The sequence below is a fragment of the Kitasatospora sp. NPDC052896 genome, from assembly GCF_044547075.1.
GTDB lineage: Bacteria > Actinomycetota > Actinomycetes > Streptomycetales > Streptomycetaceae > Kitasatospora.
In genome coordinates, this window is record NZ_JBITZU010000003.1 from 46,578 (window position 1) to 73,541 (window position 26,964).

Genomic DNA, 26,964 nt, shown 5'->3' on the forward strand with positions numbered 1-26,964 from the left:
GCGGCGCCTGCCGCCGGTCAACGGTAGGCCGGCAGGCCCGGGTGGGTGGAGATCAGGGTCGGGGCGGCGGACCCGTCGGCCGGGAGACTGGCGATGCCGTCGGGCGTGCGCACCGCGATGGTGGTGCCGTCCGGGGAGAGCGCCGGCTCGGTGTAGTCGGTGGTCGCGTTCGGGGTGAGGTCCTTGGCGGGCGACTGCGGAGTCTCCAGGTTCTGCTCGAAGACGTGGTCGTGCCCGCCGACCGAACGGACGAAGACCACCTCCTCCCCGTCGGCGGTGACCGTCGGCTCGGAGCCGGGAGCGACCTGGGAGACCATCTGGCGGAGGTAGTCGTCGCGGAGGTAGACGTCGCCGGTCCGCGTGTTGGCGAAGACGACGGCGCCCTTGGTGCCGGCGCCGTTCGGCCAGGTGTTGGCGGTCTGCGGCATGTTCTGGACGCCGTCCATGCCGGAGCTCAGGTCCAGCGGGGTCGGGGTGCCGTCGACGGCGTCGGCCGGGACGGTCTCCAGGCTGGTGACCCCGCCCGCGGTGGAGACGAAGAAGATGTCCTGTCGCGCGGTCGGGTTGCTCTGGTCGGCCGCGACGTAGTGCCAGGCCGGGTGGGACCAGCTCTGCCCGGGGAGGTGCTTCGCGACGACCACCCGCCCGCTGCCGTCCGGGTTGGCGGTGACCAGGTCGCCGTCGCCGTCGACGAAGACGGCCTTGCTGCCGTCCGAGGACCAGGCGAGGTCGCGGACCGCGGTGCCGAAGTCCACCGAGGTGCCGTTCATCAGGACGTACCGGGTGCCGTCGCTGATCGTCAGTCCGCTGTTCCCGGTGCCGTTCATGGCCGGGCGGGCGCTCTTGGTGGAAGTGGGGGTGGGGGTGGGCGCGCCGGTGGCGGGGGTGGCGGGGTCGTCGGCCGGATTGCCGGGCGTGGCCGGCGCGGTGGCGGCGGGCGGGGCGGCCTTGGCGGTGTCGTCCGGGCCGCACCCGGTCAGCAGCAGTGCGGTGCCGGTGACGGCGGAGGTGAGAGCGATGGCGGCGGCGGTGCCGCGGCGTCTGGCGCGGGCGGGCATGAGAGTTCCCCCGAGGCTGAGTCCGATGACGGGAGGAGCATTCCCGCCTGGCGTCCCGGACCGGTGCGGTCGGTGTCACAACCGTGCAACAGCCGACACACCGGCGGCAGGCCCGCTCCTGCCCCGCCGCGTCCCGCGCGGCCCGGTCCGCGGCGCGGTCTCGCCGACCTGCCGGACGAGCTGGTCCGGCACACCCTGGACCACTTCCGCCAGGACGGGGAACCGGCCACCGTGCGCCGGGTGCTGCTCGAGGAGGAACTCCGTTTCGTCCGGCTCCTGGAGCGCGGCCGGCAGGTACTGTCCCGTCCCCGGTTCCGCGGCCCGTTGGGCGAGGAGGACTTCCACTACCTCCACGACACCCACGGTCTGCCGCGTGACCTCGTCCTGAACCTGCTACGGAGTCCATCGCGCTGACTTCTCGTGTCGCTGGCGCGTCTCACGGGTGCGGGTGCGGTTGGCCGGGATCGCGCCGGTCCACGGCGGGGCCGGCGCCGTCGGGTCACCCGTGCCCGCGTTGCTGGTCAGGGCAGCGGTGCGTCCGCCGGCTACGCCGGCGGACGGAGCGCCGCTAGGGTCGCCCTGGTGGCGTCCGCGATCAGGGCGTCGTCGGAGGAGGCGCCCGCGGAGCCGCGGTCGGACAGGACGGCGATGACGATCGGAGCGCCGCTGGTCGGCCAGGCGATCGCGATGTCGTTGCGCGTGCCGTACCCGCCGTTGCCGGTCTTGTCACCGACCTTCCAACCGGAGGGAACCCCCGCCCGGATGTAGGGGCCGCCGGTCGTGTTCGCCACGAGCCAGCCGGTGAGGAGTTGCGCCCGGTTGCTGGGCAGCACGTTCCCGAGGACGAAGGCGCGCAGATCGGTGCCGAGCGCGCGTGGGCTGCTGGTGTCCCGGGGGTCGCCGGGGGTCGCCTCGTTCAGTGTCGGTTCGGTCCGGTCGACGTTGGTCGTCGGGTCTCCCAGGCCGCGGAGCGCCGCTTGGAGTTCGGCGGCCCCGCCCAGCTGGCTCAGCATCAGGTTCGCGGCGGTGTTGTCGCTGTACTCCAGCGCGGCCGCGATGATGTCGCGCAGCGCCATCCCGGCGCCGACGTGCTGCGACGTGACCGGCGAGTACTGGACGAGGTCCGAGGCGCCGTAGGTGATGACGTGGTCGAGTTGGGCGTCCGTGTCGCGCCCCAGCAGGACCCCGGCGGCGAGGGCCTTGTAGGTCGAGGCGTACGCGAACCGTTCGTCCGCCCGGTACGCCACCGTGCGACCCGTCGCGGTGTCCACCGCGTAGACGCCGAGTCGGGCGTGGTACCGCTGCTCGATCTCGGCGAGGGCCTGGGTCGCGGGGCCGCCCTGCGATGCGGTCGGCACTGCTGATGCCGGAGCGGTCGACGGGACGGCCCGGGCCGATGCGGCCCCGTGGCTCCCGGCGCACCCGCTCAGGAGGCCCGACGCGAGGAGGAGGGGCGCGGCGAGGAGGGCTGTTCGGTAGGTCGAGGTAGGCATGACCAGTAGCCTCGCGCCGTTCATTCATCCGTGCAAAGACAGAAATGAAGTTTTGCATGCTTTTCTGGCATAAGATCGAGTGCCATGGATCTGGTGGGCGCGTGTCGCGTGTTCGTCTACGTGGGTGAGCGCGGCAGCTTCACGCTCGGCGCCGCGGCGGCCCGGGTGCCGCAGTCCGTGGCGAGTCGGCGGATCGCCGCGCTGGAAGAGCACTTCGGGGCGCAGCTGTTCGACCGCTCGACGCGGCGGGCGGCGCTGACCCCGTTCGGGCACGACATGCTCGCGTCCGCGAAACGGCTCGTGCGGTTGGCGGAGGCGCTGGAGCACGACGCCGAGCAGGCGAAACTGCGGCCGCTCGGTCTCGCGGTGCCCGAGACGTGCTCACTGCGGCACCTGGCGATGCTCGATGCGGCCGCTCGCACCCGGAACACGGTCCTGGACTTCCGTTCCGCCGGGCCGGCGGAACGCGCGGAGCTGCTGCGGTCGCACGAGGTGCGCACCGCGCTCCTCGCGGTCCCACCGGCCGACGCCGACTGGACCGTGCCGCTCGGCGTCGCGTCGCCGACGGACGGCGGCCCGGAGCCGTTCCACCTCGAAACCCTGCGGCCCGGGCGGACACGTCGATCGATGCCGCGCCTGTGGATCCAGCCGGAAGACGACGTGCCGCACATCCGGGACCGGCTGGAACAGCTCGGCCACCGTGCCGCGCTCGTGCCCGCGCAGATCTCGGTCGCCGCGTCGTTGATCGCCGCCGCGTCCGAGACGATGCGCACCGGCGACCTCCTCCTCTGCTCGGCAGCGCAGGCGAACGAGCTGGGGTTGCGCTGGCGCGGGCTGGCGGGAGCAACCGTCGCCCGCGGGTACAGCGTCTCAGCGGTCACGGGCGACGACGCGCGACGGCTGCGCGTCGACCTGGGTGAGCACGTGGCCCGGGCCGTGGGGACGGCGACGGATGGTGAGGAGCGCCCATGAACGACGAACGGGTGATGCGGGAAGTGCGGGGCCTGCTGGCCGACGCGGGGCTGTCGGGCTCCTTCCTGGTCCGGGACCTGGCGACCGGCGAGGAGATCGGCCTTGATCCGGACCTCGAGTTCCCCGTCGCGTCGCTGGTCAAGGTGCCGCTCGCGGTCGCCGTGCTGGGCCGCATCCACGACGGGCGCATCGACGGGTCCGCGCTGATCGACGTCGCGCCGGGGCTGATCACGTCGCCGGGGCCGGCGGGCCTGAGCAAGTTCCGCCACCCCGCCCGCGTCGCTGTCGACGACCTGCTCTACCTCACCATCGCGATCAGCGACAACGCCGCCGCGGACGCACTCTTCGACCTGGTCCCGCCCGCCGAGGTCGCCCGTGCCGTGCGCGAGGCGGGGATCACCGGCATCGCGGTGCGCCACCGCATGCGCGACCTCGTCGAGACCCCGGCCGAGCGACTCGGCCCGGGCGAGGTGAACCTGGCCCACTCCCTCGCGATCGGATCACGGACAGCGGGACGGGGGCACCTGATCCCCCAACTCGACGTCAGCCGCGCGAACTCCGGTTCCGCCCGGGCCTTCGTCGACCTGCTGGAGGCCCTGTGGCTCCCCTCGCGCGTTCCGGCCGACGTCACCGCACAGGTGCGCTCGCTCATGGGCGAGAACGTGGTTCGACAGCGGTTGACGCCCGACTTCAGCTCCGACGCCTCGAAGTGGTCGTCGAAGACCGGCACGCTGCTGAACCACCGCCACGAGGTCGGGGTGGTCGAGCACGACGACGGCGGAACCTTCGCCGTCGCCGCACTGACCGAATCCAACGTCCCGGCCGCCATCCAACCCGCCGCCGAGGCACTCATGGCACAGGTCGCGCGGACGCTGCACGATCAGCTCCGGGGCAGCTGGCACCGACCGCGGTGAAGGACCGACCGCGGTGAAGGTGGGATCACCGCGCGGCACGGCCGGGGGCCGCCGGGTCGGCCGTCTGTGCGCCCTCACAGCAGCGCGTCCAGCGTGATCGGCAGCTGACGCAGGCGTTTCCCGGTGGCGTGGTGCACGGCGTTGGCGATCGCGGGCGCGATGCCGACCAGACCGACCTCGCCCACGCCCTTGGTACCGGTGGCGGTGGCGCGGTCGGGCTCGCCGACGAAGATCACGTCGAGGTCCGGGACGTCGGCGTTGACCGCGATCAGGTAGTCGGCGAACGTGCCGTTGGCGATGCGGCCGGTACGCGGGTCGGTGACGGTGTCCTCGAACAGGGCCAGGCCGATGCCGCCGACCGTACCGCCGATGATCTGGCTTCTCGCCGTCTTCTCGTTGAGGATGCGGCCACCGTCGATCACGGAGACCACCCGCGCGACCCGGATCAGGCCGAGGTCCGCATCGACCCGCACCTCCACGAACTTCGCGCCGTACGCGCCGGCCAGGGACATGCCCAGTTCGGTGGCGACCGGCGGGGTGCTGTTCCCGTTCGCCGTGAGTTCGGACAGCCCGTGCCGGGCGAGGATGTCGGCGTAGGACTCCCCGCGGTCCGGGCGGCCCGCTGGGTGGACCCTCCCGTCGGCGCACTCCACGTCGTCCGGGGAGACCCCCAGCAGGGGCGAGTCGGCGTCCCCGCGGGCGAGTTCGGCGAACGAGCGGACCAGCCCGCGGCACGCGTCGTGCACGGCGTTGCCCAGCGCGCCGGTCAGGCCGGAACCGCCTGCCATCGTCGAGTAGGGCATGTCGGAGTCGCCCAGGTCGAAGCGGACCAGGTCCAGGGGCAGGCCGAGTTCGTCGGCGGCCAGTTGGGCCATCACGGTGTAGGTGCCGGTTCCGATGTCGGTCGCCGCGCTGCGCACCAGCGCGCTGCCGTCGCTGTTGACGGTGGCCTGCGCCGAACACGGTTGCCCGAACCAGGGGAACATCGCGCTCGCCATGCCGTAGCCGACGAGCCAGTCGCCGTCGCGCATCGAACGCGGCTCGGGGTTCCGGTCGGCCCAGCCGAAGTGTCGAGCGCCGACCTCGTAGCACTCCAGGAGGGCCTTCCCGGACCAGGGGAGCCCGTTGCGCGGGTCGACGTCGGTGTGGTTGCGCCGCCGCAGCTCCAGCGGGTCCACGCGCAGCTCGTGGGCGAGCTCGTCGAGCGCCGACTCCAACGCGAAGTTGCCCTGCGCCGCGGCCGGGGCGCGCATCGACGTCGGAACGGCGATGTTGAGCCGGGCCTGCCGGTCCCGTGTGATCACGTTGGGGCACTGGTAGAGGTAGGCGGTCTCCGACGAGAACGGCTCGAAGTCGCTCCCCTCCATGCTCAGGGAGCTGAGGCTGCGGTGGTCGAGGGCGACCAGCTCGCCGTCGCGGGTGGCGCCGACGCTCAGCCACTGCACGCCGTGCGGACGGTGCCCGACGGAGGTGAACATCTGCGGCCGGGTCAGCACCAGCTTGACCGGTCGCTCGAGCATCCGGGCGGCCATGGCGGTCAGGACCACGTGCGGCCACACGCGCAACCCGGCACCGAAGCCTCCGCCCACGTAGGGCGCCAGGACCCGTACCGAACTCTCCGGGATGCCGAAGACCATGGCGAGGGTGGTCCGCACCATCGACGGCCACTGACTGGTGTCGTGCACGGTGAGGGTGTCGCCCTCCCACGCGGCCAGGGTGGCGAACGGTCCGAGCGGGTTGTTGGTGTTGTCGGCCGTGGTGTAGGTGGCCCGGAGGATCACCTCGGCGGATTCCAGCGCCGCGGCGGCGTCGCCGCGCGAGGTGTCCATGCCCCAGGGATCGAGGAGCTGTTCGGCCCGCGGGTCCTGGAGGTCCAGCAACGGCTCCGCGGCCTCGTAGTCGGCCCGCACCAGGCGCGCCGCGGCGGTGGCCTGCTCCGGGGTCTCCGCGACCACGAAGGCGATGTGCTGCCCGTGGTGGAGGATCCGGTCGCTCCGCAGCGGTGGGGGCGACGACGCACCGAGCGCCGTCGTCGGGCCCGTCCCCACCTTCAGGACGTTCTCGTGGGTGAGGACGGTGAGCACGCCGGGTGCGGCTTCGGCGGCCTCGGTGTGCATGCGCACGATGCGGCCCGCGGCGATGGTGCTCTGCACCAGGACGCCGTAGGCCTGGCCGGGGACGCTGAAGTCCGCCGGGTACGGGGCGGTGCCGGTGACCTTGCGCGGTCCGTCGACCCGGTTGATGCCCACGCCGACCAACGGCCTGCTTTCGACGGTGCTCATGCGGTCACCCCGGAAACGGTCCGCAGCGCGCGCACCAGGGTGCGCCGGGCGAGCGGCACCTTGAACGCCGTCCCCGGAACGGTCCAGGCGTCGCGCATGGTCGCCTCGGCGGCGTCCAGGAACGTGGCCCTCGTGGCGGGCGCGCCGGTCAGGACGTGTTCGGCCTCGTAGGACCGCCAGGGCTTCGTCCCCACACCGCCCAGGCCGACCCTGGCCTGGTCGATCGTGCCGCCGTCCACGACGAGGAGCACGGCGGCCGAGGTGAGGGCGAACTCGTACGACATCCGGTCCCGGACCTTGAGGTAGCCCGACCGGGCGACCGGCGGCGGCAGCGGGATCTCCACCCCGGTGATCAGCTCGGCGTGCTCCAGGACGTTCTCGCGCTGAGGGCTTTCGTCGGCCGTCAGGTAGAACTCCGTCAGCGGCACGGTGCGGGACTGCGACAGTCCCTGGACGTGCACGACCGCGTCGAGCGCCACCAGGGCGACGGCGAGGTCGGACGCGTGCAACGCGATGCACCGCTCGCTCGCGCCGAGCACGGCGTGCATCCGAGCCGCGCCCCGCACCGCCGCGCAGCCGGAACCCGGCGTGCGCTTGTTGCACTCGCCGACCGTGGGGTCGCGGAAGTAGCGGCATCGCGTGCGCTGCAGCAGGTTGCCACCGATGGTGGCCATGTTCCGCAGCTGTACCGACGCGCCCAGCAGGAGGGCCTCGCGCACCACGGGCAGCCGCTCGGTCACCGTGCTGTCGGCGGCCAGCTCCTCCATCGTGACCAGGGCCCCCACGTGGAGGGTCTCGCCGCGTCGTTCGATGTCGTGCAGCGGGAGCCGGGTGATGTCGATCAGCCGCGCCGGTGCCAGGACCCCGTCCTTCATCAGGTCCAGCTGCGTCGTGCCACCCGCCAGGGGGGACGCCTCCGGGTCGTCCGCCAGCAGCCGCACCGCCTCGCGGGTGTCGGTGGTCCGGACGTAGTCAAAGGCGCGCATCGTGACCTCCCCGGGCGGCCGCTTCGCGGATCGCCGCCACGATGTTGGGATAGGCACCGCAGCGACACAGGTTTCCGCTCATGAACTCCCGGATCTCCGCGTCGGAACCGGCTCGGCCCTCGGCCATGAGCGCCACCGCGGACATGATCTGACCCGGCGTGCAGAAACCGCACTGGAAACCGTCGTGCTCCATGAAAGCCCGCTGCACGGGATGCGGCCCATCGGCGTCGCGGACACCCTCGATGGTGGTGACGGCCCGGCCCTCCGCCTGCGCCGCCAGGGTCAGGCAGGCCAGCACTCTCCTGCCGTCCAGATGGACGGTGCACGCACCGCAGGCACCCTGGTCGCAGCCCTTCTTGGTCCCCACCAGACCCAGCCGGTCACGCAGGGCGTCCAACAGGGTCACCCGGGTGTCCAACCGCAGGGTGTGTGACCGCCCGTTCACTGTGAGCGTCACGATCCGCTCGATGCTCGCAGGACAACTCCGCACGTCCTGCCGGTTCATCATGTCGCTCATCGCGTCTTCCTCCCGGTCGCCCACGGCTCGGGACCCGCCTGGGGGCGGGGCCGGAGCACTGAACGGGTTCGACCATCGGGTGCGGGTGGCGTACGTCTGCCAGCCTATGAGACGAACCGGTGTTCCCGCATGCGCTCGGCCCGGGGAGGCACGGCACCGACGGCCACGGCGAAACGGCCGGGCGGCGCTCGCGGGAGCGACACCGGGTGCCACGCGGGCCGCGGACGATGCGCCCCGAACGCGCGGGTTCCCCCTTCCCACTTCGCTTCGAAGGGAGGCCCGGCGATCCACCGCCACGAGGTACGACAGGACCCCGGACGGCTACCTCACCGGCCTCCACCCACGCGCCTCGATGGTCCGGGTCGAGGACCTCACCCGAGCTGTCCGATCACGACTCGCCACGCCCCGGCGAGGACGAACGACGAGCTCAGCCCGCGGGGCAGGCGCCGGTCCCGCAGTTCTGCCAGGGGCCCCACGCCCCGCCCGGGGTCAGCTCGGAGATCTCGGCGGAGTACGAGGACGCGTCCCACATGTGCGCCACGACCGTGAGCGTTCCGTCCGCCGCCTGCGTCACGAAGCTCGGCGTGGCGACGGAGGCCGGCAGCGGGCCGGCCCCCAGGTCGGTCCAGGAGCCCCAGACCCCGGGCGCGCTCTGCTCGTTGACGTACAGCTCCGGCACGCCCGCACCCTGGTAGACCTCGAAGAAGGCCAGTGTGCCGTCCGCCCGCTGGAACAGCACGGGGTAGCCGAAGAACCGCGGCACGTCCGTCCCGGCGGGCGCGAAGGACTCCGGCGCTGACCACGGCCCGTTCTCACCGGCCTGGGAAAGCCGCAGCAGCCCGCCCGACTCGTAGGGGAGGGTGAACACCTCCAGGCTGCCGTCGGCGTCCGCGGCGGCGGACAGTACCGGGTTCTGGAAGTTGACCTGGACGGTGCCGATCTGGCTCCAGGCGCCGAACGCTCCACCGGGCGTGAGCTGTGTCTGGTACCAGAGGGTCTCGTTGACGGCGCTGGTCGAGAAGATCGCCACCTGGGCCTGGGTGCCGTCGGGACGGGTGACCGTGGTGGACTCGACCTCACCGCCCGGCGGCGTGGCGTCCCGCTGGCTCCGATCCGTGGCCGCGACCGCCGGGCCCGGCTTCGCGGAAACCGGCACCTGTGCCTGCGCGGACGGCGCGAGCAGGCCGGCCGCGCCGAGGAGCGCGGAGCAGACGGCCGCCGCGGCCGTGAGACGCCGTGGGTTCTTGCGCATGGCGGGTCCATACCTTCCGATCGGTCCGGGGTCCGGCCGGGCAGTGGCGCGGGCCGGTGGCCATCCTGCCCGCCGGAGCACGCGGGACGGGCGGATCCGCCGGGAATTGGCCGGAACGCGCGGCTCCCCCGTGCGCGAGCCTGCCGAGTCCAACTCGGCTGCCCGATCGTACGGTTGCCTCGCGCACGGGTACGAGGACGCGGCCGGCCAAGGTAGTTGGATGACAGGCCGTGCCGATAGAGTCGGGCCCGTCTCCACGGGTGATCAGCTCCTGGCAACCTTCGGGCCAGCTCGTGGGCCGTTTCGCCCGTACCTTCGACGACCAACTTCCGGGGGACTTGTGCGTTCTCGTACCCTAGCCGCCACTGCGCTCGCCGCGGCCTGCCTCACCTTCGGCATCCCGGCCACGGCCTCGGCCGCCACGCCCGCTCAGACGACCAGCAGCGCGCGCTACACCATCAGGATGATCGACGACCAGACCGGCCGCTGTCTGGATTCCAACACCAGCGGTTCTGTCTACACGTTGCCGTGCAGCGGCAACAACTGGCAGAACTGGATCGAAACCAATGGCTCGAACGGCAACCTCACGCTGCGGGACGCGCAGACGGGCCGCTGCCTGGACTCCAACGCCAGCGGGTCCCTCTACACGCTGCCGTGCAGCGGCAACAACTGGCAGAACTGGTACTGGACCGACGACTCCGCGGCCGGCATATGGTGGCTGCATGACGCGCAGACGGGCCGTTACCTGGACTCGAACGGCGCCGGTTCGGCCTACACCCTGACGTACAGCGGCTCGCGCTACCAGAACTGGCACCACTGAGCGCGTTCGTGTGAGCCGGCACGCCGCTCCCGCGCGCTCACCGCGAGGCGCGGTTCCGGCGCCGGGGGGGCTGAACGGCGCAGGCCCCGCAGGCTCCTGCCTCGGGGTCTCCGCGGCAACGGAGATCGAAACGTCTGGGCGTGCTCGCCGTCGAGGTGGGCGGGGTCGGTGGAGCGGGCCCACTCGGGAAGAACCGGGCCATGGCGCACCTCCCGGTCCGATGACGACGGCCTCGTCCGCGTCGTGGCCCCCACCCCGGAACCGGCACCGGGGTGGGGGCCACCGGTCTGCCGGAGGGGATCGCGCGGCCCCTTTACCTGTGGCAGGAGAGGGGGGAGGGTGGCAGTGAGGACCGTAGCGGGCGCAGCGGGCCCTCTGCCTGTCCCGGAAAGGACGTGGGTGAGGCATGAGCATCCTTCGCCGTATAGCGGCGCTGTTCAGGATCAAGGCGAACAAGGTGCTGGACCGCGCCGAGGATCCCCGGGAGGCGCTGGACTACTCCTACGCCAAGCAGGTGGAGCTGCTCCAGCAGGTCCGGCGCGGGGTGGCGGATGTGGCCACCAGCCGCAAACGGGTCGAACTGCAGCTGGCCGGGCTGGACCAGTCCGCCGAGAAACTGCGGGGCCAGGCCCAGCAGGCGCTGGCCGTAGGTCGGGAAGACCTGGCCCGGGAGGCACTGACCCGCCGCACCGCCGCACTCGCCCAGCGCGGCGACCTGGAAACCCAGGAGGCCTCCCTGCAGGCGGAGGAGGAGAAACTGACCCAGGCCTCCCAGCGGCTGCAGGCGAAGGTCGACGCCTTCCGTACCCGCAAGGAGACGATCAAGGCGTCCTACACCGCCGCCGAGGCCGAGACCCACATCGGCGAGGCGGTCACCGGCATCTCGGAGGAGATGGGTGACGTGGGCATGGCTATCCAGCGCGCCCAGGACAAGACCGAGCAGTTGCAGGCCCGCGCAGGTGCGTTGGACGAGCTGATGGCTTCCGGCGCACTCGAGGACGCCACCGCGCCCGTCGCCCAGGACGACCTGCAGTCCCGGCTGGACGCCATCACGGCGGGCGGCGACGTGGAGGCCGAGCTCGCCCGGATGAAGGCCGAGCTGCCGGCGGCCTCCGCCCCACCCGCCCTGGAGGACAAGCCCGCCCCGCGCACGCCGCGGGACCACCAGGAGGCCGAGTCATGATCGTGCGGATTCTCGGCGAGGGCCGGTACGAGGTCGCCGAGCAGCCCCTGGGCGAGCTCGACGGACCGGACGCCACCCAGGAGTCGACCACCGGATCCGGTGGCAGGGCCGCGTCCGCCATCGCGCTCCCGGCACCGCTCGACGTCGTACGCCGGCCGGACCGGGACGTGACTCCGGGCCGGGCCACCGCGCTGCTGCCCGGTGAGGACCTGGTCCCGGGGTGAGTGCCGTGCGTTCCCGCTACGCTCCCGACCGGCAGCTCACCGTGCGGATGCTGACCGTCGTCTTCCTGCTCGGACTGCTGTACGTGGCGTTCGTCGCCGCCCTGATCGCCCTGCTGAAGTCGGTGGCCCTGGTCGTGGTCATCGCCGGCGGTCTGCTCGCCGTCCAGTACTGGTACTCCGACAAGATCGCCCTGTTCGCCATGCACGCCCACGAAGTCACCCCGCAGGACCAGCCGTACCTGCACGGTGCCGTCGACCGGCTGTGCGCGATCGCCGACATGCCCAAACCCCGCATCGCCCTCTCCGAGATGGACCTGCCCAACGCCTTCGCCGCCGGCCGCAACGCCGACCGTGCCGTCCTGTGCGTCACCACCGGTCTGCTGCGCCGCCTCGAGAGAGAGGAACTGGAAGGCGTCCTGGCCCACGAGCTGTCCCACGTGGCCCACCGCGACGTCGCGGTCATCACGATCGCGTCCTTCCTCGGCGTGCTCGCCGGACTGATGGTCCGATTCGCGTTCTACTCGGAGCTGTTCGGCGGGCGCGGGCGACGCGACCAGAACACCGTCCTGCTGGTCGCCGGAGTCCTGGTGGTCTCCGCCGCCGTCTACGTGCTCAGCTTCCTGTTGATCAGGACCCTGTCCCGCTACCGCGAACTGGCCGCCGACCGCTCCGCGGCCCAGCTCACCGGGCGTCCCTCCGCACTGGCCTCCGCGCTGATCAAGGTCAGCGGAGACATCGCCCGCATACCCACCAAGGACCTGCGCACCGCCCAGGCCTTCAACGCCTTCTTCTTCACCCCCGCCCTCAACCAGGAAGCCGGCCTGGCCAACCTCTTCTCCACCCACCCCACCCTGCAGCGCCGTCTGGACGCCCTCGCGAAGCTCTCCGCGCGGCTGGGGGAGAGCACCTGACCGAGCGCCCGCGGCCGGGCGGAAGCCGGGCGGCGTCGGGGGAGTCGGCCGACCCCACCCGCGACGAGCTGGAGCGGGCTCGCCGGCTACCGCGCTCCGAACGCGGCCACCTCCTCGACCCGGCCCGCTGCGACCCCGCAGCGGGCCTCACCTGCCACCGGCGCATGGCTCAACTCGCCACGCAGGCAACGGTCTCAGTCGTCCAGGGTGGGCCGGACCGACGACGCGTGGCGAGTTCTGGTCGAACCCGCCACGCCACTTCCGTGCGCACTGCTCCACGGACCGTGACGGCCAACTAACATGTCGTCACCGAACGCCCTGCGCCTTCCAACCAGCATCTCGCCACACCGGACGGGCCGCTGACCCGGCGCCCGGCTCCAGCACGAAAGTCGGTGGCAATCATGACTGACCAGTCCACTGTCCACAGCGTGACCTACGACCTGCTGCGGACCCTGAAGCTCACCACGGTCTTCGGCAATCCCGGCTCCACCGAACAGCCCTTCCTGCAGGACTTCCCCGCGGACTTCAGCTACGTCCTGGCCCTGCAGGAGGCGTCCGTCATCGCGATGGCCGACACCTTCGCCCAGGTCACCGGCCGCCCCGCACTGGTCAACGTGCACTCCTCGGCCGGTGTGGGCAACGCCGTCGGAAACCTGGTGGCGGCCTACCACGGCAACACACCCCTGATCATCACCTCGGGGCAGCAGCACCGGGAACTGGTGATCGGGGAGCCGTATCTCGGCAACCGCGACGCGGTCACACTGCCGAAGCCGTGGGTGAAGTGGTCCTACGAGCCGGCCCGCGCCGAAGACGTCCCCGAGGCGTTCATGCGGGCCTACGCGGAGGCCTTGCAGCCGCCGGCGGGACCGGTCTACCTGTCGATCCCCATGGACGACTGGAGGCGGCCGCTGTCCGGCTTCACCCGGCTGCGGACGATCAGCCACCGTGTCGTCCCCGATCCGGAGCGGCTGCGCGGCTTCGCCGATCGCATCTCCGCCAGCCGTCGTCCCGCGCTGGTCTTCGGGCCGGAGGTCGACCGCAGCGGCGGCTGGGAGGCGGCCGTCGCCCTGGCGGAGAAGCTGCGCGCCGCCGTCTACGGCGCCCCGTTGCTGGACCGCGCCTCCTTCCCGGAGGACCACCCCCTCTTCGGCGGCCCGCTCGGCATGTCGGTGAAGACCATCGGCGACCGGCTGGCGGGACACGACCTGGTGGTCGTGATCGGCGCCGAGGTGTTCCGGTACTACCCCTACGTGCCCGGCCCCTACCTCCCCGAGGGAACGGAGCTCCTGCAGATCACCGGCGATCCGGGGGTTGCCGCGGCGGCGCGGGTGGGCGACAGCCTCCTGGGCGATCCCAGGGCGGCGATCGAGCTGCTCCTGGACCTGGTCGCCGAGGGGTCGCCGCGGACCGCCCCGGAGCCGATGGCGCGGCCCCGGGCGCTGCCACAGGCGCCGAACAGCCCGCTGACCCCGCCGGAGGTCTACGCCGCCCTGAGCAGGGTCCGGCCGCCCGACGCGGTGATCGTCAACGAGTCGACCTCCACGATGGCGCAGCAGGTGGAGTGGCTGCCGACGGTCAGGACCGGATCGTTCTTCGCCACGGCCAGTGGCGGGATCGGCTGGGCCGTCCCCGCCGCGGTGGGCGTCGCGCTCGGCGACCGGGAGCTGGGCGTCGAACGGCCGGTGGTCGGCCTGATCGGCGACGGCTCCTTCCAGTACTCCGTGCAGGCCATCTGGACGGCGGCGCAGCACGCCCTCCCGATCGTGTACGTGGTCATGCGCAACCACGAGTACTCCATCCTCAAGTCGTTCGCGGTGCTGGAGGAGACACCGGGGGTTCCGGGACTCGACCTGCCCGGGATCGACATCGCCTCGGTGGCCCGCGGCTTCGGGTGCCGTGCGGTCGAGGTGGAGACCACTCAGGACCTCGAGCGGGAGTTCAAGGCGGCCCTGAGCGCCGGAACCACCACGGTCATCGTGGTGCCCACGCAACCTCAGGAGGCGATGCTGTGAGGCCGGTGCGGTTCGCGTCGCCCGACAGCTGACCTGACAGGAATCGGACAGAAGTCGGACGGGAGGCGGCCCTGAACGGACCCGGTGTGCGTCGTCACCGGCGGTACCCGTGGGCCGGGCAGGGCCGCCGCGCGTGAACTGGTGACGGACGGTGCGAGGGTGGTCGTCGGCCGTCGCGGAGAAGCCGCTGGCCACGGCCGAGGCGGAGTTCGTGCCGCCCCGTGCCGGTCAGGGGCGGGTGAAGGTCACCTCGGGGAAGGCCCGGTCGGGCCCGTTGAGCAACGGCGCGTCGGCGCACTTGAGTTGACGTTCGAAGAAGGCACTGACGTAGCTGGTGGTGATCACGATCGACCTGGGAGCGCTCGGGATGGACAGCGCGCCGCTCTCGTTGACCAGGTAGTCCAGGTCGGTGAAGGCGTAGTGGTCCGCGCCGGCGACGGTGAGCCACCGCCTCCACCCGTTCAGCTCCGGCCAACTGCTGGTCCAGGTCGGCAGGATGTCCGGGCTGCCCGGTTCCACGACGGCGGGCAGCGGGGGCCGGCGGCACTCGTGGCCCGGCCGCACCCCGTCCTCGAACTCCGGGCGGGGCGGAGTACCGCTTTGACAGTTGAGCTGACGGCGAGTCAGGCTGCCGGGTATAGGACGTCAACGACGTATGACGAGAGGACGCGGTATGTCTCGCCCAGCACACATCGCCATGGTCAACATCCCGGCGCACGGCCACGTCAACCCCAGCCTGGAGGTGATGCGGGAGCTGGTCGCCCGCGGTCACCGGGTCAGCTACGTCAACGACCCGTCGTTCGCCGAGCAGATCGAGTCCACCGGCGCCCGGATCGTGCCCCACGACACGACCTTGCCGTTCCTCAAGGGCGCGGTCGCCGTCGACGCCGCGGCCAAGGTGCACGGCATGATCCTGGAGGACGCGAAGGTGATGCTGCCCCGGATGCGGGAGGCCTTCCAGGACGACCGGCCCGACCTCGTCCTGTACGACTTCATGGCGTACGTGGGCCGGGTGCTGGCAGACGGTTGGGGCCTGCCGTCAATAGCGATCCTGCCGTCCATGGTCGCCTGGGACGGCTTCGAGGAGGACACGGAGGACCGCTTCGGGATGATGCGGGAGAGCCTGGCGGCGGAACGGTACCCGGAGCGGTTCGCGCAGTGGTTGGTCGAGAACGGGCTGGAGCCCCGCGACCCCTTCGCGTACATGCTGCGCCCGGATCACGGGATCGCGGTCATCCCGCAGGCGTTCCAGTCCAACATCGACCTGGTGGATCCCGAGGTCTTCTCCTTCGCCGGGCCCTGCCTCGGGCCCCGCGAGCACCAGGGCGGCTGGACCCGCCCGGAGGGCGTGGAGAAGGTGCTGCTGATCTCGCTCGGTTCGGCCTTCACCCACCAGCCCGGCTTCTACCGCGAGTGCCTGAAGGCCTTCGGTGACCTGCCCGGCTGGCACGTGGTACTCCAGGTCGGCAAGGCGACCGACCTGGCCGAGCTGGGGGAGATCCCGGCCAACATGGAGGTGCACCGCTGGGTGCCGCAGTTCGCCGTGCTCCAGCAGGCGGACGCCTTCGTGACCCACGCCGGGATGGGCGGGTGCAGCGAGGGCCTGTACTGCGGGCTGCCGATGGTCGCGGTGCCGCAGGCCGCCGACCAGTTCGGCAACGCGGACCGGCTGGTCGAGCTGGGCGTGGGGCGCCGGCTGGACACCGCGGAGGCCACCGCCGAGGCGCTGCGCTCCGCCGTGCTGGAACTGACCGGTGACCCGGCGGTGGCGGCCCGGCTGGCCGAGATCAGCCGCGAGGTGCGCGCGGGCGGCGGCGCGGCCAAGGCCGCCGACCTGATCGAGGCGGCTCTGGCCTGATCACGTGGCCGCCGCCCCGGCCGCGTCGCGATGTTGGCGGCCGGGACGGCGGTGCCCACGGCGGTGTGCGGCTTGCCGGTCACCGGGCGGCGGGGGACGGCCTCAGCCCGGTGGTGGCGGACGTGCTGACGGACGGTCGGCGGTGCTCGCGTCGGTGCGCGTTCGCCGCAGGCCTGTCCGGTGCCGGTGGTCGTCAGACGAAGAACGCGTTCATCCCCGGGACGTCCGACAAGTACGTCTCGATCGCGCCGATCCGGCCGCCGCGCAGGAAGCACACGGTGGCCAGGTACTCGTCGAGCACGCGTCCGTCGCGTACGGCCGTGTTGTGCAGCGACAGGGCGAAGTTGTCCCGGCTGACCAGCGTCCGCTGGAAGTCGAAGTTCACGCCGTAGCCGGCGATCAGGCGGAGCCGTTCGATGATGGCCTCGGCGCCACGGACGGTGCCGGAGATCCGGTTGTCGCCGGGGAGCGTCCAGACCGCGTCCTCGGCGAGCAGCGAGCGGATCAGCTCCCAGTCCGCCGTCACCAGACCGGTGCGGAACCGGTCCGCCATGGCGATGCGCTCCTCGGTGCTCAAGGTGGTCGGTTCGTCAGACATGTCTAAACCTCCGTGGTACGGGATCGGTGTGGTGTCCGGGGAAAGCTTCGCCCGCGCCGCCGGGCGGACGGAAATGCCCTTCCCGACGACGGATCATGCGCCGCGCGCATAATGTCAGGGTGATCACGGAAGAACTGCGCTGGTTCCTGGCCGTTGCCGAGACCGAGCATGTCACCGACGCGGCGGCCCTGGTCGGGACCACCCAGCCGACCCTCTCCCGGGCGATCGGGCGCCTGGAACACCAGCTCGGCACACCGCTCTTCGACCGGGACCGGAACCGGCTGCGGCTCAACCGTTCCGGCCGGATCTACCGGCGGCACGCCCGCCGCGCGCTGGAGGAGCTGGAGTCCGCGCGGGACCAGATGGCCGCGCTGCTCCCGCCCCCGGCGGATCCGCTCCGCCTGGCGTACGCGCACTCGCTGGGCGGCTGGCTGGTGCCGGAGGTACTGGAGGCCTACCGGCGGCAGTCGCCGGACGCCCCCGTCCGGGTGCGCCAGGACTCCGCCGTCGGCGTGCTGGACCTGCTGGGAGACGGCTCGGCGGAGCTCGCGATCACGAGTCCGCAGCCCTCCACGCCCGGGTACGGTTGGCTGCCGCTGGGCCAGGAGCCGCTGCTGCTGGCCGTCCCCGCCGGTCATCCGCTCATCGCAAGCGCGGCGGCCCGCGCGCTCCAACTGACCGATCTGGTCGACGAGCGGTTCGTCATCATGCGCCAGGACGTCGGCCTGCGCGAGATCACCTGCCGGATCTTCGACCGGGCCGGTCTGACCGCCCCCGTGGCCGGGGAGGCGGGCACGGTCGCCGAGATCGTGGCGGCGGTCGCCTCGCAGCAGGGGCTGGCGCTCGTCCCGGCCAACGCCGCCGTCGGCCACCCGGGCATCCACCTGCTCCCGTTGTCCACCCCGGACGCCTACCGCACCACCGGCCTCACCTGGCGCCGCGACCACCCGTTGCCACCGCAGGCCCGCCGCTTCCGCGCCTTCGCGGCGGCCCGGCGCCCGGCCGGGCCCTGATCCCGTGCCCGTCGGTCCCGCAGCCGGCAGAAGAGACGGCGATGGCTGACCGGCACCACGTCCGACGCGGTGCTAGGTAGGGCCTGTCCGGCAAGATCCGCCGGACAGAACCTAGGCCTCCTGGCCGAGCTGCTCGCCCGGTGCCCCGTCGGGCGTCCTCCCGGCCCCGCGAGCGGTGCGGGCGCGCAGCGGGAGAGCCGCCAGGCCGAGTCCGAGACCGTAGACGCTCACGAGTCCGTGCCCGTTGCTCTGGGCCACCCACAGGGCGAGGCCGACGAGCGGCACGCTGAGGGCGAGCAGCCGTTCCGAACGGTTGGTGGCGCGCACCAGCAGGCCGGCGGCCAGAGTGGCGGCCAGGAAGTAGGTCGCTCCGGAACTCCCGGCGAAGTTGCGGGGATCGGTGCTCCGGCTGCTGTCACCGAAGAGGGAGTCGATGTGCTGCGGGAGGACGATGCCCGCCAGGAACAGGCCCACCATCGCCGGACCACCCCAGAACCACTGGGCCAGGGCGGCGACCGCAGCCAGGGTGACGATGTTCCAGAGGGCGCCGGAGACCCCGCCGTTCTGCATGAAGGTGGCGGTCAGCACGCGCCACCAGCCGGACTTGCTCGGGTCGCTGTCGAGGGCCGCCATCGCACCGGACCAGCTCAGCTGGAGGACCACCGCGGCCACGGCGAGTGCGGTCAGCCCCACCGCGGCCCACGGCAGCGGTCGGCGACCGATCGTGTCCGGGCCGATCAGGGCCATGCCGCACTTGAACATCAGCACCATCAGGGCTGCGGTCGTGAGATTGAACAAGATGACGCTCATGCGTGACTTCCCCCCGGTGACCGTCTGTTCAGGTCAGGGCGGCACTCTATCGCCCGCGCGGCCACGGGTGATCTTCAGGGCGGCCCGAAGGCCGTCGTCGAGGAGCCGGAGGCGGACTACCGCGTCAAGATCCGGGCCAAGGTGGACGGCCAGTACACCCCCTTCACCGACGAGGTGACGGTCCGACGGGATGACGCCCGGCCGTGGTCGGCCCCGGCTGGGACCGGCCGGCGACCGCCTGCGGGGGCGCACCGAGCCGGTGCGCCCCCGGGGTCTGGTTGTGGACCCCGGCCGAACGCCGTTGCTCAGTGCGCCTGGGCCCCGTGCTGAGCGGCGTCGCGGAAGTAGTGGCCCTGGTCGAGGTCGTCGACGAGCCCCGGCTGGACGGGCTGCCAGGAGAGGAGCTCGCGGGTGAGCGTGCTCGACGCCGGGCTGTCGGCCGCCAGGAGTCGGGCCAGCCAGGTGAAGTGTTCGTCCGCCCGCTCGGCGGGGACCGCGGCCACGGGGAGGCCGAGGTGGCGGCCGATCACCTCGGCGATGCTGCGGATCGGGACGCCCTGGTCGGCGATGGCGTGCAGCACCGATCCGGCCGGGGCCTGTTCCAGTGCGAGGCGGAACAGGCGAGCGGCGTCGAGCCGGTGGACGGCGGGCCAGCGGCTGGACCCGTCGCCGAGGTAGCCGGAGAGGCCCTTGGCACGGGCGATGCCGACCAGGTGGGCCACGAAGCCGCCGTCGCCGTCGCCGTGCACGGTCGGAGGGAGCCGCAGGACGGACGAGCGGACGCCGCGGGAGGCGAGGGCGAGTGTCAGCTGCGCGTTCGAGAGGCGCGCGTTGGAGTCGCCGATCAGCGGGACCGCGTGCGAGTCGAGACCTCGGCCGTCCTGCTCGGTGGCCACTCGCCCCGGCGAGACTCCGAGCGTCCCGGAGGCGATGACGAAGGGCCGGTCGGAACCGGCGAGCGCTTCGCCGACGGTCTCGATGGCGTGGCGGTCCGCGTCGGCGGCGCCCTGGAAGTCCCCGGTGAAGGCGATGTCGTGCTTGAACGCGAGGTGGATCACGCCGTCGGACGCGGCCGCCGTGCTGCCCAGGGTGTCGAGGTCGTCGAGGGTGCCGCGGGTCACCTCGGCCCCGGCCGCGGTCAGGGCGGCGGCCGAGGTCTCGGAGCGGGCGAGCCCGACGACGGTGTGCCCCGCGGCGATGAGTTCGGGAACGACGGCGGAGCCGATCCAGCCGGACGCTCCGGTGACGAAGACGCGCATGAGAAGGACCTCCAACTCAGTCGACCGCCCTCCTCGCCGGGACGCGTGGAACCCGTCCGAAGGCGGGGCGGATCGATGTCAGCAACTGTCATCACAGTACCTCTGATGTCAGTCAATGTCATCCACTTAGAATTCGGTCATGGGTCGATGGGAGCCGAACGCAAGCGGCCGCCTCGCGCGGGCGGCACTGGAGCTGTACCTGGAGCGCGGCTTCGAGCAGGTCACCGTGGCGGAGATCGCCAAGCGGGCGGGCCTGACGGAGCGGACGTTCTTCCGGCACTACGCGGACAAGCGCGAGGTCCTCTTCGCCGGTTCGGGCCAACTGCAGGAGCTCCTGGTGGGCGCCGCCGACGCCGCGCCCGGCTCCGCCGCGCCGATCGACGTCGTGGCCGCGGCCCTCCTCGCGGTCTCCGCCGAGTTCCAGGAGCGCCACGAGTTCGCCCGACAGCGTCAGGCCGTCATCGCCGCCAACGCGGAGCTGCAGGAGCGCGAGCTGAGCAAGCTCGCGGCCCTGTCCGCGGCGCTCACCCAGGCGCTGCGCCGGCGCGGTGTCGCGGAGCCGGGCGCGAGTCTGGCGGCCGAGACCGGGGTCGCCGTCTTCAAGGTCGCGTTCGAGCGCTGGATCAGCGCCGACGACGAACAGGAGTTCGCGCACTACATCCGGGAATCGCTCGGCGAGCTCAGGGTCGTGGCGGCGGGGGCGTAGCCCGGGGAACCCCGGTCCGTCCCCGTGGGCGGTTCGGTCCAGCAGCTGTCCGTGAACCGGGCCGCTCCGTCCGGCCGTGTCCTCCATCAACGGTGACGAAGGCGTCCAAGCCGATGGACAACGGAGCGAACATGAGGCAGTCCGTACCGGTGACCCTGCCCGAATGGCAGGAGTTCCTGCGTGGCTACAGCGACGACTACCTACGGGTGGCCGACGAAGAGGAGCTGGCCGATTTCGACGACGTCCAGCTGGAGAACCGATGGCTCGGCTACGAGCCGGCCGCGGAGGAGGCGGTCCGCGCGGCCGAGGAGCGCATCGGCGTCCGACTGCCGCCGAGTTACCGCAACTTCCTGCTCGCCAGCAACGGTTGGCGCAACATCGACCCCTTGCTCTACGAGCTGCTGACGGTGGACGAGGTCGGCTGGCTCCCGGAAGTGGAGCCCGAGCTCTACGACTTCTGGTCGGCCGACGAGGACCTCGCGCGGCAGCTCAGGTCCTGTCTCCTCGTGTCGGGGCCCGCCGACGGCGACTACTGGCTGCTCGACGCGAGCCTCGTCGGACCGGACGGCGAATGGACCGCGTGCTTGTGGATGGCCAGCAGCGGGGAGGAGCCTGAGCCGCACCCCAGCTTCGGCGCGCTGGTGGCCAACGCGCGGCAGACCTTCGAGGAGTTCAGCGGCCAGGAAGGCCGCCCGGTCCACCCCGACGGGGCGGACGAACTGCTCGCCGAGGGACGTCGCCAGGCGCTGGCCGGCAACGTCGAAGCGGCTCAGGCCAGCCTGCACGCCGCACATGCCAAGGGTTCCGCGCTCGCCCCGTACCTCACCGCGTTGTTGATGAGCTTCACCGAGCCGGGAGCGCCGGCGGAGAGCTTCATCCGGAACAACGTACTCGACGAGCGGATCCTGGGATCCGTGGACGAGGTGCACCTGCGGGCCGAGCTCATCCCGTTGTGCCTGAACGTGTGGCGGGACTGCGCGCACCAGGGCCCTGGGTACGTCGCCCGCTGGTTCGCCGACTGTCTGCCGCCGGCCGACGCGGCGTCCGAGCCGGATTCGGCGCCGACACCGGGAGCGTCTGCCCGCGCCGAGCTCGACGTCCTCGTGTCGCGCGCGGCACGCTACGTACCGCCGGTACTGCCCGAAGCGCCCGCGTTCCAGCAGGCCCTGGACCGCGCACGCGCCCTCGTCGCCGCGGGCGACACCGAGGGGGCCTGGGAGGTCATCGAGCAGGCGTTGCCCTTGTGGGAGTCGGACTCGCCGTACCGGATCGCTCCGGTCATCCTGCGCGTCGACCCGGTCCTCCGGACGATCGTCACCCCGGACCGCTACCGCACCGTCGTGACGACCCCGCGCGGTGGCGCCGCCGGCTACTGACCACGGGCCGGCCGCCGAACGGGCGTGTCGGGCGGTCGGCCCCGCGCCGGGCGCTGCCCCGATGCCCTCGTTCGGTGCGGGCCGCTCCGTCGCCTTCCGGGCCGGGCGTCATGCCGGCGAGGCGCCGTAGCGGGCGGCCAGGGTGGTCACGGTGTGGGCGAGGGCCGCGCGGAGTTCGGGCGGGGCCAGGACCTCGGCCTCGGTGCCGAGCCGGAGCAGGTCGCCGACCGCGACGGCGGTGGACTCGACCGGGAGGTCCACCTCGACCCAGCCCTCCTCGTCCGGCGGTCCGGCGGTGGCGAGGGCCCGGCCGCCGGCCGCGCCGAACTGGGCGGGCAACAGCCGCCGGCCCTGCGGGGAGAGCCGCAGCCGCGCGGTCTGCTGGTGCAGCGCGGCCGTCAGACGGTCGGCGGAGTCCGCCCAGTGGGCGGCCAGGTCGAAGCCGGGTGGGCGGTCGAAGCACTCCGCGGTGACGTCCACGGCCAGGAAGCGCGACACCCGGTAGCTGTGGATGTTCTCCTCCGGATCCGGCCGGGCGGTCTGCGCGACCAGGTACCAGATGCCGCTCTTGAGCACCAGGCCGAGCGGCCGCAGCTCGCGGTGCACCTCGCCGCGCCAGCGGCGGTAGTGCGTCCGCAGCACGCGCTGGTCCCAGACCGCCCGGGCGAGCCGGGTGAGGTGGGGGACCGGGTCGGCCTCCCGGAACCAGGCGGAGGCGTCGAGGTGGAACCGGTCCTGGATCCGCTGCGTCCGCTCGGCCAACTCGCCCGGCAGCGCGGCCCGCAGCTTGAGCTGCGCGGTGGCCAGCACCGCGCCGAAGCCCAGGTCACGAGCCGGTCCGGGGGCGCCGGCGAGGAAGAGCGAGCCGGCCTCGGCGTCGGTCAGCCCGGTGAGCCGGGTGCGGTAGCCGTCCAGCAGGCGGTAGCCGCCGGCGGGCCCGCGGTCCGAGATCACCGGGACACCCGCCGCGCCGAGCGCCTCGACGTCGCGGTAGACCGTGCGGACCGAGACCTCCAGCTCCGCCGCGAGTTCGGGGGCGGTCAGCCGGCCGCGGTTCTGGAGCAGCAGGAGCAGGGCGAGGAGCCGATCGGCGCGCACCGGGCCATTGTGACCGGTCGTCGGGGCATACCTGACAGCAGGTGTCAGGTATGCCGGTGAAGCTGGTCCCGGGCCGTCCGGAGCAGCCGGGGGCCGATCGAGAGGACCAGTCACATGCCCATCCGGACCACCGGCAGCTTCCGCTCCGCCGACTGGCAGGAGCACGCCGTCGGCGGTGCCGAGGCGAGCCCGCGGCTCGCCCGTGCCTCCGTCACCAACCACTTCTCCGGCGGCATCGAGGCCGGGGTCACCAGCTGCGAGTACACCATCGCCTACGTCACGGAGAAGGCCGGGACCTTCACCGGCCTGGAGCTGCTGGCCGGCCGCCTCGACGGTCGGGAGGGCGGCTTCGTGGCGGAACAGCGCGGCACCTTCGAGGCCGACGGCAGCGTGCACTGCACGTTCGAGGTGGTCCCCGGGTCGGGGACGGCCGCGTTGACCGGGCTGCGCGGGACGGGCGGCTTCGTCTCCCGGCCCGGCGACACCGTGGTGCCCTACACCTTCGAGTACGAGCTGGACTGAAGGACCGCGGGCCGGGGGGGGGGGGGGGGGGGGGGGGGGGGGCGGGGGGGCGGGCGGGGGGGGGGGGGCGGGGGGGGGGGGGGGGGGCGGGGCGCGCCCCCCCCCGCCGCGCCCCCCCGCCCCCCCCCGCCCCCCCCCCCGCGCCCCCCCCCCCCCCCCCCCCCCCCCCCCCCCCCCCCCCCCCCCCCCCCCCCCCCCCCCCCCCCCCCCCCCCCCCCCCGCGGCCGGGCCCGAGGCTACTCGACGACGAGGGTGACCTCGATGTTGCCGCGGGTGGCCTTCGAGTACGGGCAGTACGCGTGCGCCTGCTCGACCAGGGCGCGGCCCTGCTCGCCCTGCAGGTCGTCGGGAAGCTCGACCCGCAGGGTCACCGCGAGGCCGAAGCCGCCGTCGGTGTCCTTGCCGATGCTGACCTCGGCGGTGACCGAGGCGTCCTTGGTGTCGATCTTCGCCGCCCGGCCCACCGCGCCGAGCGCGCTGGCGAAGCACGCCGCGTAGCCGGCGGCGAAGAGCTGCTCGGGGTTGGTGCCGTTGCCGTTGCCGCCCAGCGCCTCGGGGAACGCGAGCTGGAGGTCGAGCCGGCCGTCGGAGCTGACCGTGCGACCCTCCCGGCCGTTGGCGGTAGCGGCGGCAGTGTACAGCGCATCCATCGGAATCGTCCTTCGTCCGTCGTCGTCAGGTCCTCGGGCGGATGCGAGGGGAGCGCTCGCCCGGGCGGCCGGGGGGTCCGTCCCGGCCGCAGCAGAATCGTTGCACACAATCGAGTTGCGCGCAATCTAATGGCTGGCAATCAAGTTGTATTCTGGAGCGCATGGCCCCAGCGAACCCCCGACACCAGCAGCCGTCCACGGAACCGGCTTGGCCCGACGACGGCGACCTGCTCCAGCTCGACATCCAGGTCTGCTTCGCGGTGCACGCCGCCGCCCGGGCCTTCGACCGCGTCTACCGGCGCCTGCTGGGCGAGCTGGGCCTGACCTATCCGCAGTACCTGGTCATGCTGGTGCTCTGGGAACGCGGCGACCTGCCCGTCAAGCGGCTGGGCGAGCTGTTGCGGCTCGACTCCGGCACGCTCTCCCCGCTGCTCAAGCGGCTGGACGCGGCCGGCCTGGTGCGGCGCGAGCGCAGCGCGCAGGACGAACGCCTGGTGATCGTCCGGCTGAGCGCGGAGGGCGAGGCGCTGCGTGGGGCGGCCGAGCGGATCCCGCGGCAGATCGCCGCCTCGACCGGCCTCACCGCCGCGCAGGCCGTCGACCTGCGCACCCGGCTGGAGCAGCTGACCGGCACGCTGGACGCGTTCGTCGCGGACGGCGGTGAGGGCCGTGAGGTCTGAGCGGCCCGGCGGTCAGCCCCCGGTCAGCCGGCTGTCAGCGACCTCATGACCGAGTACACCTAGAACAGCCGGCCCGCGAACTCCTCGGCGGTGTCCGGCCAGTCGATCCGGTCGCTCTCGGTGCCGGGCGGCACCAGGCGGTAGGTGGCGGCGAGGAACCCGCGCAGATCGCTGCCGCGCAGGTGGAACGCCGCGACCCCGTCCGGCGCGTGGAACTCGAGCCGGACCGTCTCGTCGCGCATCGGCCGCACCCGTAGGTCGCCCAGGCCGGCGGGCTGCCGGCTACCGGTGTCGAGCAGGGCGCGGCCGACCGTCCACCGCGGCCCGTCGTCCACCGCGCCGCCGTCCTCGACCACCAGGCCGGCTCCCAGCCGCGCCGGACCGGCGAAGTGCAGGGAGACGGCGAAGGGGTCGTCGGCGCGGTAGCGCAGGACGAGGCGCAGCGTGCGTGGCAGTGGCCCGGCGAGCCGCCCCGAGGTGCGGTGCTCGACGGTGTCGGTCATGGCGTGCCCCTCTCCGAAGTGCCGGTTCGTCAGCGTCGGTGCGCCTGCCCGCGCGACGGCGGTTCATGCCGGGACGGACCGTCCCGGCAGCGGCTTCTCCTGGCGTGTCCCCCCGCCGGGTGGACGGCGGGCGGGGGTCAGGCGGGTGGGAGGTCGATCTCGGCCCAGACCGTCTTCCCGCGGCCGTCGGGGCGGGGCGCGCTGCCCCAGCGGCTGGCCAGCAGGGCGACGGTGTGCAGGCCGTGCCCGCCGGGCCGGCCGGGGACGTGCGGCACGTGTCGGGTGGGTGTGCCGGGGGCGCGGTCCAGGACCTCGATGCGCAGCAGGCGGTCGGTGGCGTGGAGGACGAGCTGGTCCGGGCCGTCGGCGTGCTGGCAGGCGTTGGTGACCAGCTCGGAGACGATGAGCAGGACGTCGTCGGCGCGGGCCGCCTGGTCCGGGTCGGGAGTGGGGAGCCAGCCCCAGTCCCGCAGGGCCTGGCGGGTGTGGTCGCGGCAGCGGCCGACGATGCCGGTGGTGCCGGTGAGGGCCAGCCGGCGCAGTTGTCCGTGGGCGGGCAGGCCGGGCAGCGCGGGCCGGTCGGTGGTCCGGGGGTCACTCGCGCTCATCTGTCCTCACTCCGACGGTCGTCTTGGGGAACGGGTGGACCGTCCCAGGTCTCGTCTGCCCCTCGAACCCGGCCGGACACCTCCCACCACGGGGGGACGAGCGCGCCGAAACGGGTCACCGCGCGACTGCCTCGCCGACGTCGGACCGGATGTCGAAGACCGTGTCCGTTCCGGTGATCTCGAACATCCTGGCGACAGTGGGTCGAAGGCCGGCGAGGACCAGGACGAGTTCGGCCGCCTCTGCCTTGAGACGGGTGGTGAGCAGCAGGTTGAGGCCGGTCGAGTCGCAGAACAGCAGTTCGCGGCAGTCCACCACGACCCGGTCGCCCTCGGCGGCCAGAGCCTGGTCGAGGCTCGCCCGGAGCAGGCTGACGGTGTCGTGGTCCAGCTCGCCGGCGGGGGAGACGACGGCCACCTTGTTCCGGGTGCGCAGCCGCACGCTCAGCCGGTCCGTTACGGTGGGCGGAGTCGCCCCGAGGCCTTCGGGGACGCTGTTGTGCATGGGACTCCTCTGGGCCGTGGTGTGGTGCTGCGGTCGGGCCACCGCCTTTCGGCGTCCGGTGCCCGGGAACGACCTTACGGGTCGACGGCGGGCGGCCGGTAGGGACCGCGGCGGTGGTCGGGCCGGAGGGTGGCGACCAGATGCGAAGGAACGATGG

At 72.7% G+C, this 26,964-nt stretch carries 28 protein-coding genes and 1 pseudogene; 14 read left to right on the forward strand and 15 right to left on the reverse strand.

All coding sequences use genetic code 11. The features are described from left to right. Positions 1-17 precede the first annotated feature (17 nt). On the reverse strand, positions 18-1,058 hold the full coding sequence (locus ACIGXM_RS08860; protein WP_396558411.1) for a hypothetical protein: 1,041 nt from the start codon (positions 1,056-1,058) through the stop codon (positions 18-20). A 138-nt stretch (positions 1,059-1,196) separates the two neighbouring features. Here ACIGXM_RS08860 and ACIGXM_RS08865 point away from each other — a divergent pair. Continuing rightward, a pseudogene (locus tag ACIGXM_RS08865) lies at positions 1,197-1,472 on the forward strand (hypothetical protein); the annotation flags it as partial. A gap of 131 nt (positions 1,473-1,603) precedes the next feature. On the opposite strand, the gene bla reads toward ACIGXM_RS08865, so the two are convergent. Continuing rightward, a complete protein-coding gene (gene bla, locus ACIGXM_RS08870) occupies positions 1,604-2,416 on the reverse strand; it encodes a class A beta-lactamase (RefSeq protein WP_396558413.1) in 813 nt (270 codons plus the stop codon). Positions 2,417-2,635: 219 nt separating this feature from the next. On the opposite strand from bla, the gene ACIGXM_RS08875 reads away from it, so the two are divergent. Both ACIGXM_RS08875 and ACIGXM_RS08880 read left to right on the forward strand, forming a co-directional pair. Continuing rightward, a complete protein-coding gene (locus tag ACIGXM_RS08875; RefSeq protein WP_396558414.1) occupies positions 2,636-3,523 on the forward strand; it encodes a LysR family transcriptional regulator in 888 nt (295 codons plus the stop codon). After that, positions 3,520-4,437, forward strand: coding sequence for a serine hydrolase (locus ACIGXM_RS08880; protein ID WP_396558416.1), 918 nt, complete (start codon positions 3,520-3,522; stop codon positions 4,435-4,437). Before ACIGXM_RS08875 ends, ACIGXM_RS08880 begins: the two co-directional genes overlap by 4 nt. Before the next feature lie 74 nt (positions 4,438-4,511). Here the strand turns inward: ACIGXM_RS08880 and ACIGXM_RS08885 are convergent, their stop codons facing one another. From ACIGXM_RS08885 to ACIGXM_RS08900, 4 genes are all read right to left on the reverse strand, one after another. Next, positions 4,512-6,719 (reverse strand): xanthine dehydrogenase family protein molybdopterin-binding subunit, encoded by a 2,208-nt coding sequence (locus ACIGXM_RS08885; RefSeq protein ID WP_396558418.1) that lies wholly within the window; start codon positions 6,717-6,719, stop codon positions 4,512-4,514. Continuing rightward, positions 6,716-7,705 carry an FAD binding domain-containing protein gene (locus ACIGXM_RS08890; RefSeq protein WP_396558420.1) on the reverse strand — a complete coding sequence of 330 codons (990 nt, stop codon included), beginning with the start codon at positions 7,703-7,705 and terminating at the stop codon, positions 6,716-6,718. The genes ACIGXM_RS08885 and ACIGXM_RS08890 overlap by 4 nt, the downstream gene beginning before the upstream one ends. Further along, positions 7,692-8,213, reverse strand: a complete 522-nt coding sequence (locus ACIGXM_RS08895; RefSeq protein ID WP_396559143.1) for a (2Fe-2S)-binding protein — start codon at positions 8,211-8,213, stop codon at positions 7,692-7,694. Before ACIGXM_RS08895 ends, ACIGXM_RS08890 begins: the two co-directional genes overlap by 14 nt. A 436-nt stretch (positions 8,214-8,649) precedes the next feature. Next, positions 8,650-9,474 carry a hypothetical protein gene (locus tag ACIGXM_RS08900; protein WP_396558422.1) on the reverse strand — a complete coding sequence of 275 codons (825 nt, stop codon included), beginning with the start codon at positions 9,472-9,474 and terminating at the stop codon, positions 8,650-8,652. A gap of 340 nt (positions 9,475-9,814) precedes the next feature. Here ACIGXM_RS08900 and ACIGXM_RS08905 point away from each other — a divergent pair, with 340 nt between their 5' ends. From ACIGXM_RS08905 to mdlC, 5 genes are all read left to right on the forward strand, one after another. Then, positions 9,815-10,294, forward strand: a complete 480-nt coding sequence (locus ACIGXM_RS08905) for an RICIN domain-containing protein (RefSeq protein WP_396558424.1) — start codon at positions 9,815-9,817, stop codon at positions 10,292-10,294. A 406-nt stretch (positions 10,295-10,700) separates the two neighbouring features. Beyond that, entirely contained in the window at positions 10,701-11,477 is a 777-nt protein-coding gene (locus tag ACIGXM_RS08910) for a PspA/IM30 family protein (protein ID WP_396558426.1), read from the forward strand. Further along, positions 11,474-11,701, forward strand: coding sequence for a hypothetical protein (locus ACIGXM_RS08915; RefSeq protein ID WP_396558428.1), 228 nt, complete (start codon positions 11,474-11,476; stop codon positions 11,699-11,701). The genes ACIGXM_RS08910 and ACIGXM_RS08915 overlap by 4 nt, the downstream gene beginning before the upstream one ends. Positions 11,702-11,706: 5 nt before the next feature. Then, a complete protein-coding gene (gene htpX / locus ACIGXM_RS08920; RefSeq protein WP_396558430.1) occupies positions 11,707-12,612 on the forward strand; it encodes a zinc metalloprotease HtpX in 906 nt (301 codons plus the stop codon). A gap of 401 nt (positions 12,613-13,013) precedes the next feature. Then, positions 13,014-14,624 (forward strand): benzoylformate decarboxylase, encoded by a 1,611-nt coding sequence (mdlC, locus tag ACIGXM_RS08925; protein WP_396558432.1) that lies wholly within the window; start codon positions 13,014-13,016, stop codon positions 14,622-14,624. Positions 14,625-14,852: 228 nt separating this feature from the next. On the opposite strand, the gene ACIGXM_RS08930 is transcribed toward mdlC, so the two are convergent. Continuing rightward, positions 14,853-15,143, reverse strand: a complete 291-nt coding sequence (locus ACIGXM_RS08930) for a hypothetical protein (protein ID WP_396558434.1) — start codon at positions 15,141-15,143, stop codon at positions 14,853-14,855. Between the two features lie 136 nt (positions 15,144-15,279). Between ACIGXM_RS08930 and ACIGXM_RS08935 the strand changes: the two genes are divergently transcribed. Beyond that, positions 15,280-16,482: a macrolide family glycosyltransferase gene (locus ACIGXM_RS08935; RefSeq protein ID WP_396558436.1), complete on the forward strand. Its 1,203-nt coding sequence runs from the start codon at positions 15,280-15,282 to the stop codon at positions 16,480-16,482. Positions 16,483-16,675: 193 nt separating this feature from the next. Here the strand turns inward: ACIGXM_RS08935 and ACIGXM_RS08940 are convergent, their stop codons facing one another. After that, a complete protein-coding gene (locus tag ACIGXM_RS08940) occupies positions 16,676-17,080 on the reverse strand; it encodes a nuclear transport factor 2 family protein (protein WP_396558438.1) in 405 nt (134 codons plus the stop codon). Positions 17,081-17,199: 119 nt separating this feature from the next. Between ACIGXM_RS08940 and ACIGXM_RS08945 the strand changes: the two genes are divergently transcribed. Further along, complete coding sequence (locus ACIGXM_RS08945) at positions 17,200-18,093, forward strand: LysR family transcriptional regulator (protein ID WP_396558440.1); 894 nt, start codon at positions 17,200-17,202, stop codon at positions 18,091-18,093. A 111-nt stretch (positions 18,094-18,204) separates the two neighbouring features. On the opposite strand, the gene ACIGXM_RS08950 is transcribed toward ACIGXM_RS08945, so the two are convergent. Beyond that, a complete protein-coding gene (locus ACIGXM_RS08950) occupies positions 18,205-18,903 on the reverse strand; it encodes a hypothetical protein (protein ID WP_396558442.1) in 699 nt (232 codons plus the stop codon). A gap of 305 nt (positions 18,904-19,208) precedes the next feature. Further along, on the reverse strand, positions 19,209-20,162 hold the full coding sequence (locus tag ACIGXM_RS08955) for an SDR family oxidoreductase (RefSeq protein ID WP_396558444.1): 954 nt from the start codon (positions 20,160-20,162) through the stop codon (positions 19,209-19,211). A gap of 139 nt (positions 20,163-20,301) precedes the next feature. Between ACIGXM_RS08955 and ACIGXM_RS08960 the strand changes: the two genes are divergently transcribed. Both ACIGXM_RS08960 and ACIGXM_RS08965 read left to right on the forward strand, forming a co-directional pair. Next, positions 20,302-20,868: a TetR family transcriptional regulator gene (locus tag ACIGXM_RS08960; protein WP_396558446.1), complete on the forward strand. Its 567-nt coding sequence runs from the start codon at positions 20,302-20,304 to the stop codon at positions 20,866-20,868. A 131-nt stretch (positions 20,869-20,999) separates the two neighbouring features. Further along, positions 21,000-22,244 carry an SMI1/KNR4 family protein gene (locus tag ACIGXM_RS08965; RefSeq protein ID WP_396558448.1) on the forward strand — a complete coding sequence of 415 codons (1,245 nt, stop codon included), beginning with the start codon at positions 21,000-21,002 and terminating at the stop codon, positions 22,242-22,244. 108 nt (positions 22,245-22,352) lie between these two features. Here the strand turns inward: ACIGXM_RS08965 and ACIGXM_RS08970 are convergent, their stop codons facing one another. Beyond that, positions 22,353-23,342, reverse strand: a complete 990-nt coding sequence (locus ACIGXM_RS08970) for a helix-turn-helix transcriptional regulator (RefSeq protein WP_396558450.1) — start codon at positions 23,340-23,342, stop codon at positions 22,353-22,355. 114 nt (positions 23,343-23,456) lie between these two features. Here ACIGXM_RS08970 and ACIGXM_RS08975 point away from each other — a divergent pair, with 114 nt between their 5' ends. Continuing rightward, positions 23,457-23,864 carry a DUF3224 domain-containing protein gene (locus ACIGXM_RS08975; protein ID WP_396558452.1) on the forward strand — a complete coding sequence of 136 codons (408 nt, stop codon included), beginning with the start codon at positions 23,457-23,459 and terminating at the stop codon, positions 23,862-23,864. 236 nt (positions 23,865-24,100) lie between these two features. Here the strand turns inward: ACIGXM_RS08975 and ACIGXM_RS08980 are convergent, their stop codons facing one another. Then, a complete protein-coding gene (locus ACIGXM_RS08980) occupies positions 24,101-24,514 on the reverse strand; it encodes an organic hydroperoxide resistance protein (RefSeq protein WP_396558454.1) in 414 nt (137 codons plus the stop codon). 161 nt (positions 24,515-24,675) lie between these two features. Between ACIGXM_RS08980 and ACIGXM_RS08985 the strand changes: the two genes are divergently transcribed. Then, complete coding sequence (locus tag ACIGXM_RS08985; protein ID WP_396558455.1) at positions 24,676-25,194, forward strand: MarR family winged helix-turn-helix transcriptional regulator; 519 nt, start codon at positions 24,676-24,678, stop codon at positions 25,192-25,194. A gap of 59 nt (positions 25,195-25,253) precedes the next feature. Here the strand turns inward: ACIGXM_RS08985 and ACIGXM_RS08990 are convergent, their stop codons facing one another. From ACIGXM_RS08990 to ACIGXM_RS09000, 3 genes are all read right to left on the reverse strand, one after another. Then, the gene (locus ACIGXM_RS08990) at positions 25,254-25,697 is read right to left on the reverse strand and encodes an SsgA family sporulation/cell division regulator (protein WP_396558457.1); all 444 of its coding nucleotides are present in this window, start codon (positions 25,695-25,697) and stop codon (positions 25,254-25,256) included. A 137-nt stretch (positions 25,698-25,834) separates the two neighbouring features. Then, positions 25,835-26,305 carry an ATP-binding protein gene (locus tag ACIGXM_RS08995; RefSeq protein ID WP_396558459.1) on the reverse strand — a complete coding sequence of 157 codons (471 nt, stop codon included), beginning with the start codon at positions 26,303-26,305 and terminating at the stop codon, positions 25,835-25,837. Between the two features lie 115 nt (positions 26,306-26,420). Then, positions 26,421-26,807, reverse strand: a complete 387-nt coding sequence (locus tag ACIGXM_RS09000; RefSeq protein ID WP_396558461.1) for an STAS domain-containing protein — start codon at positions 26,805-26,807, stop codon at positions 26,421-26,423. Between the last annotated feature and the right edge of the window lie 157 nt (positions 26,808-26,964).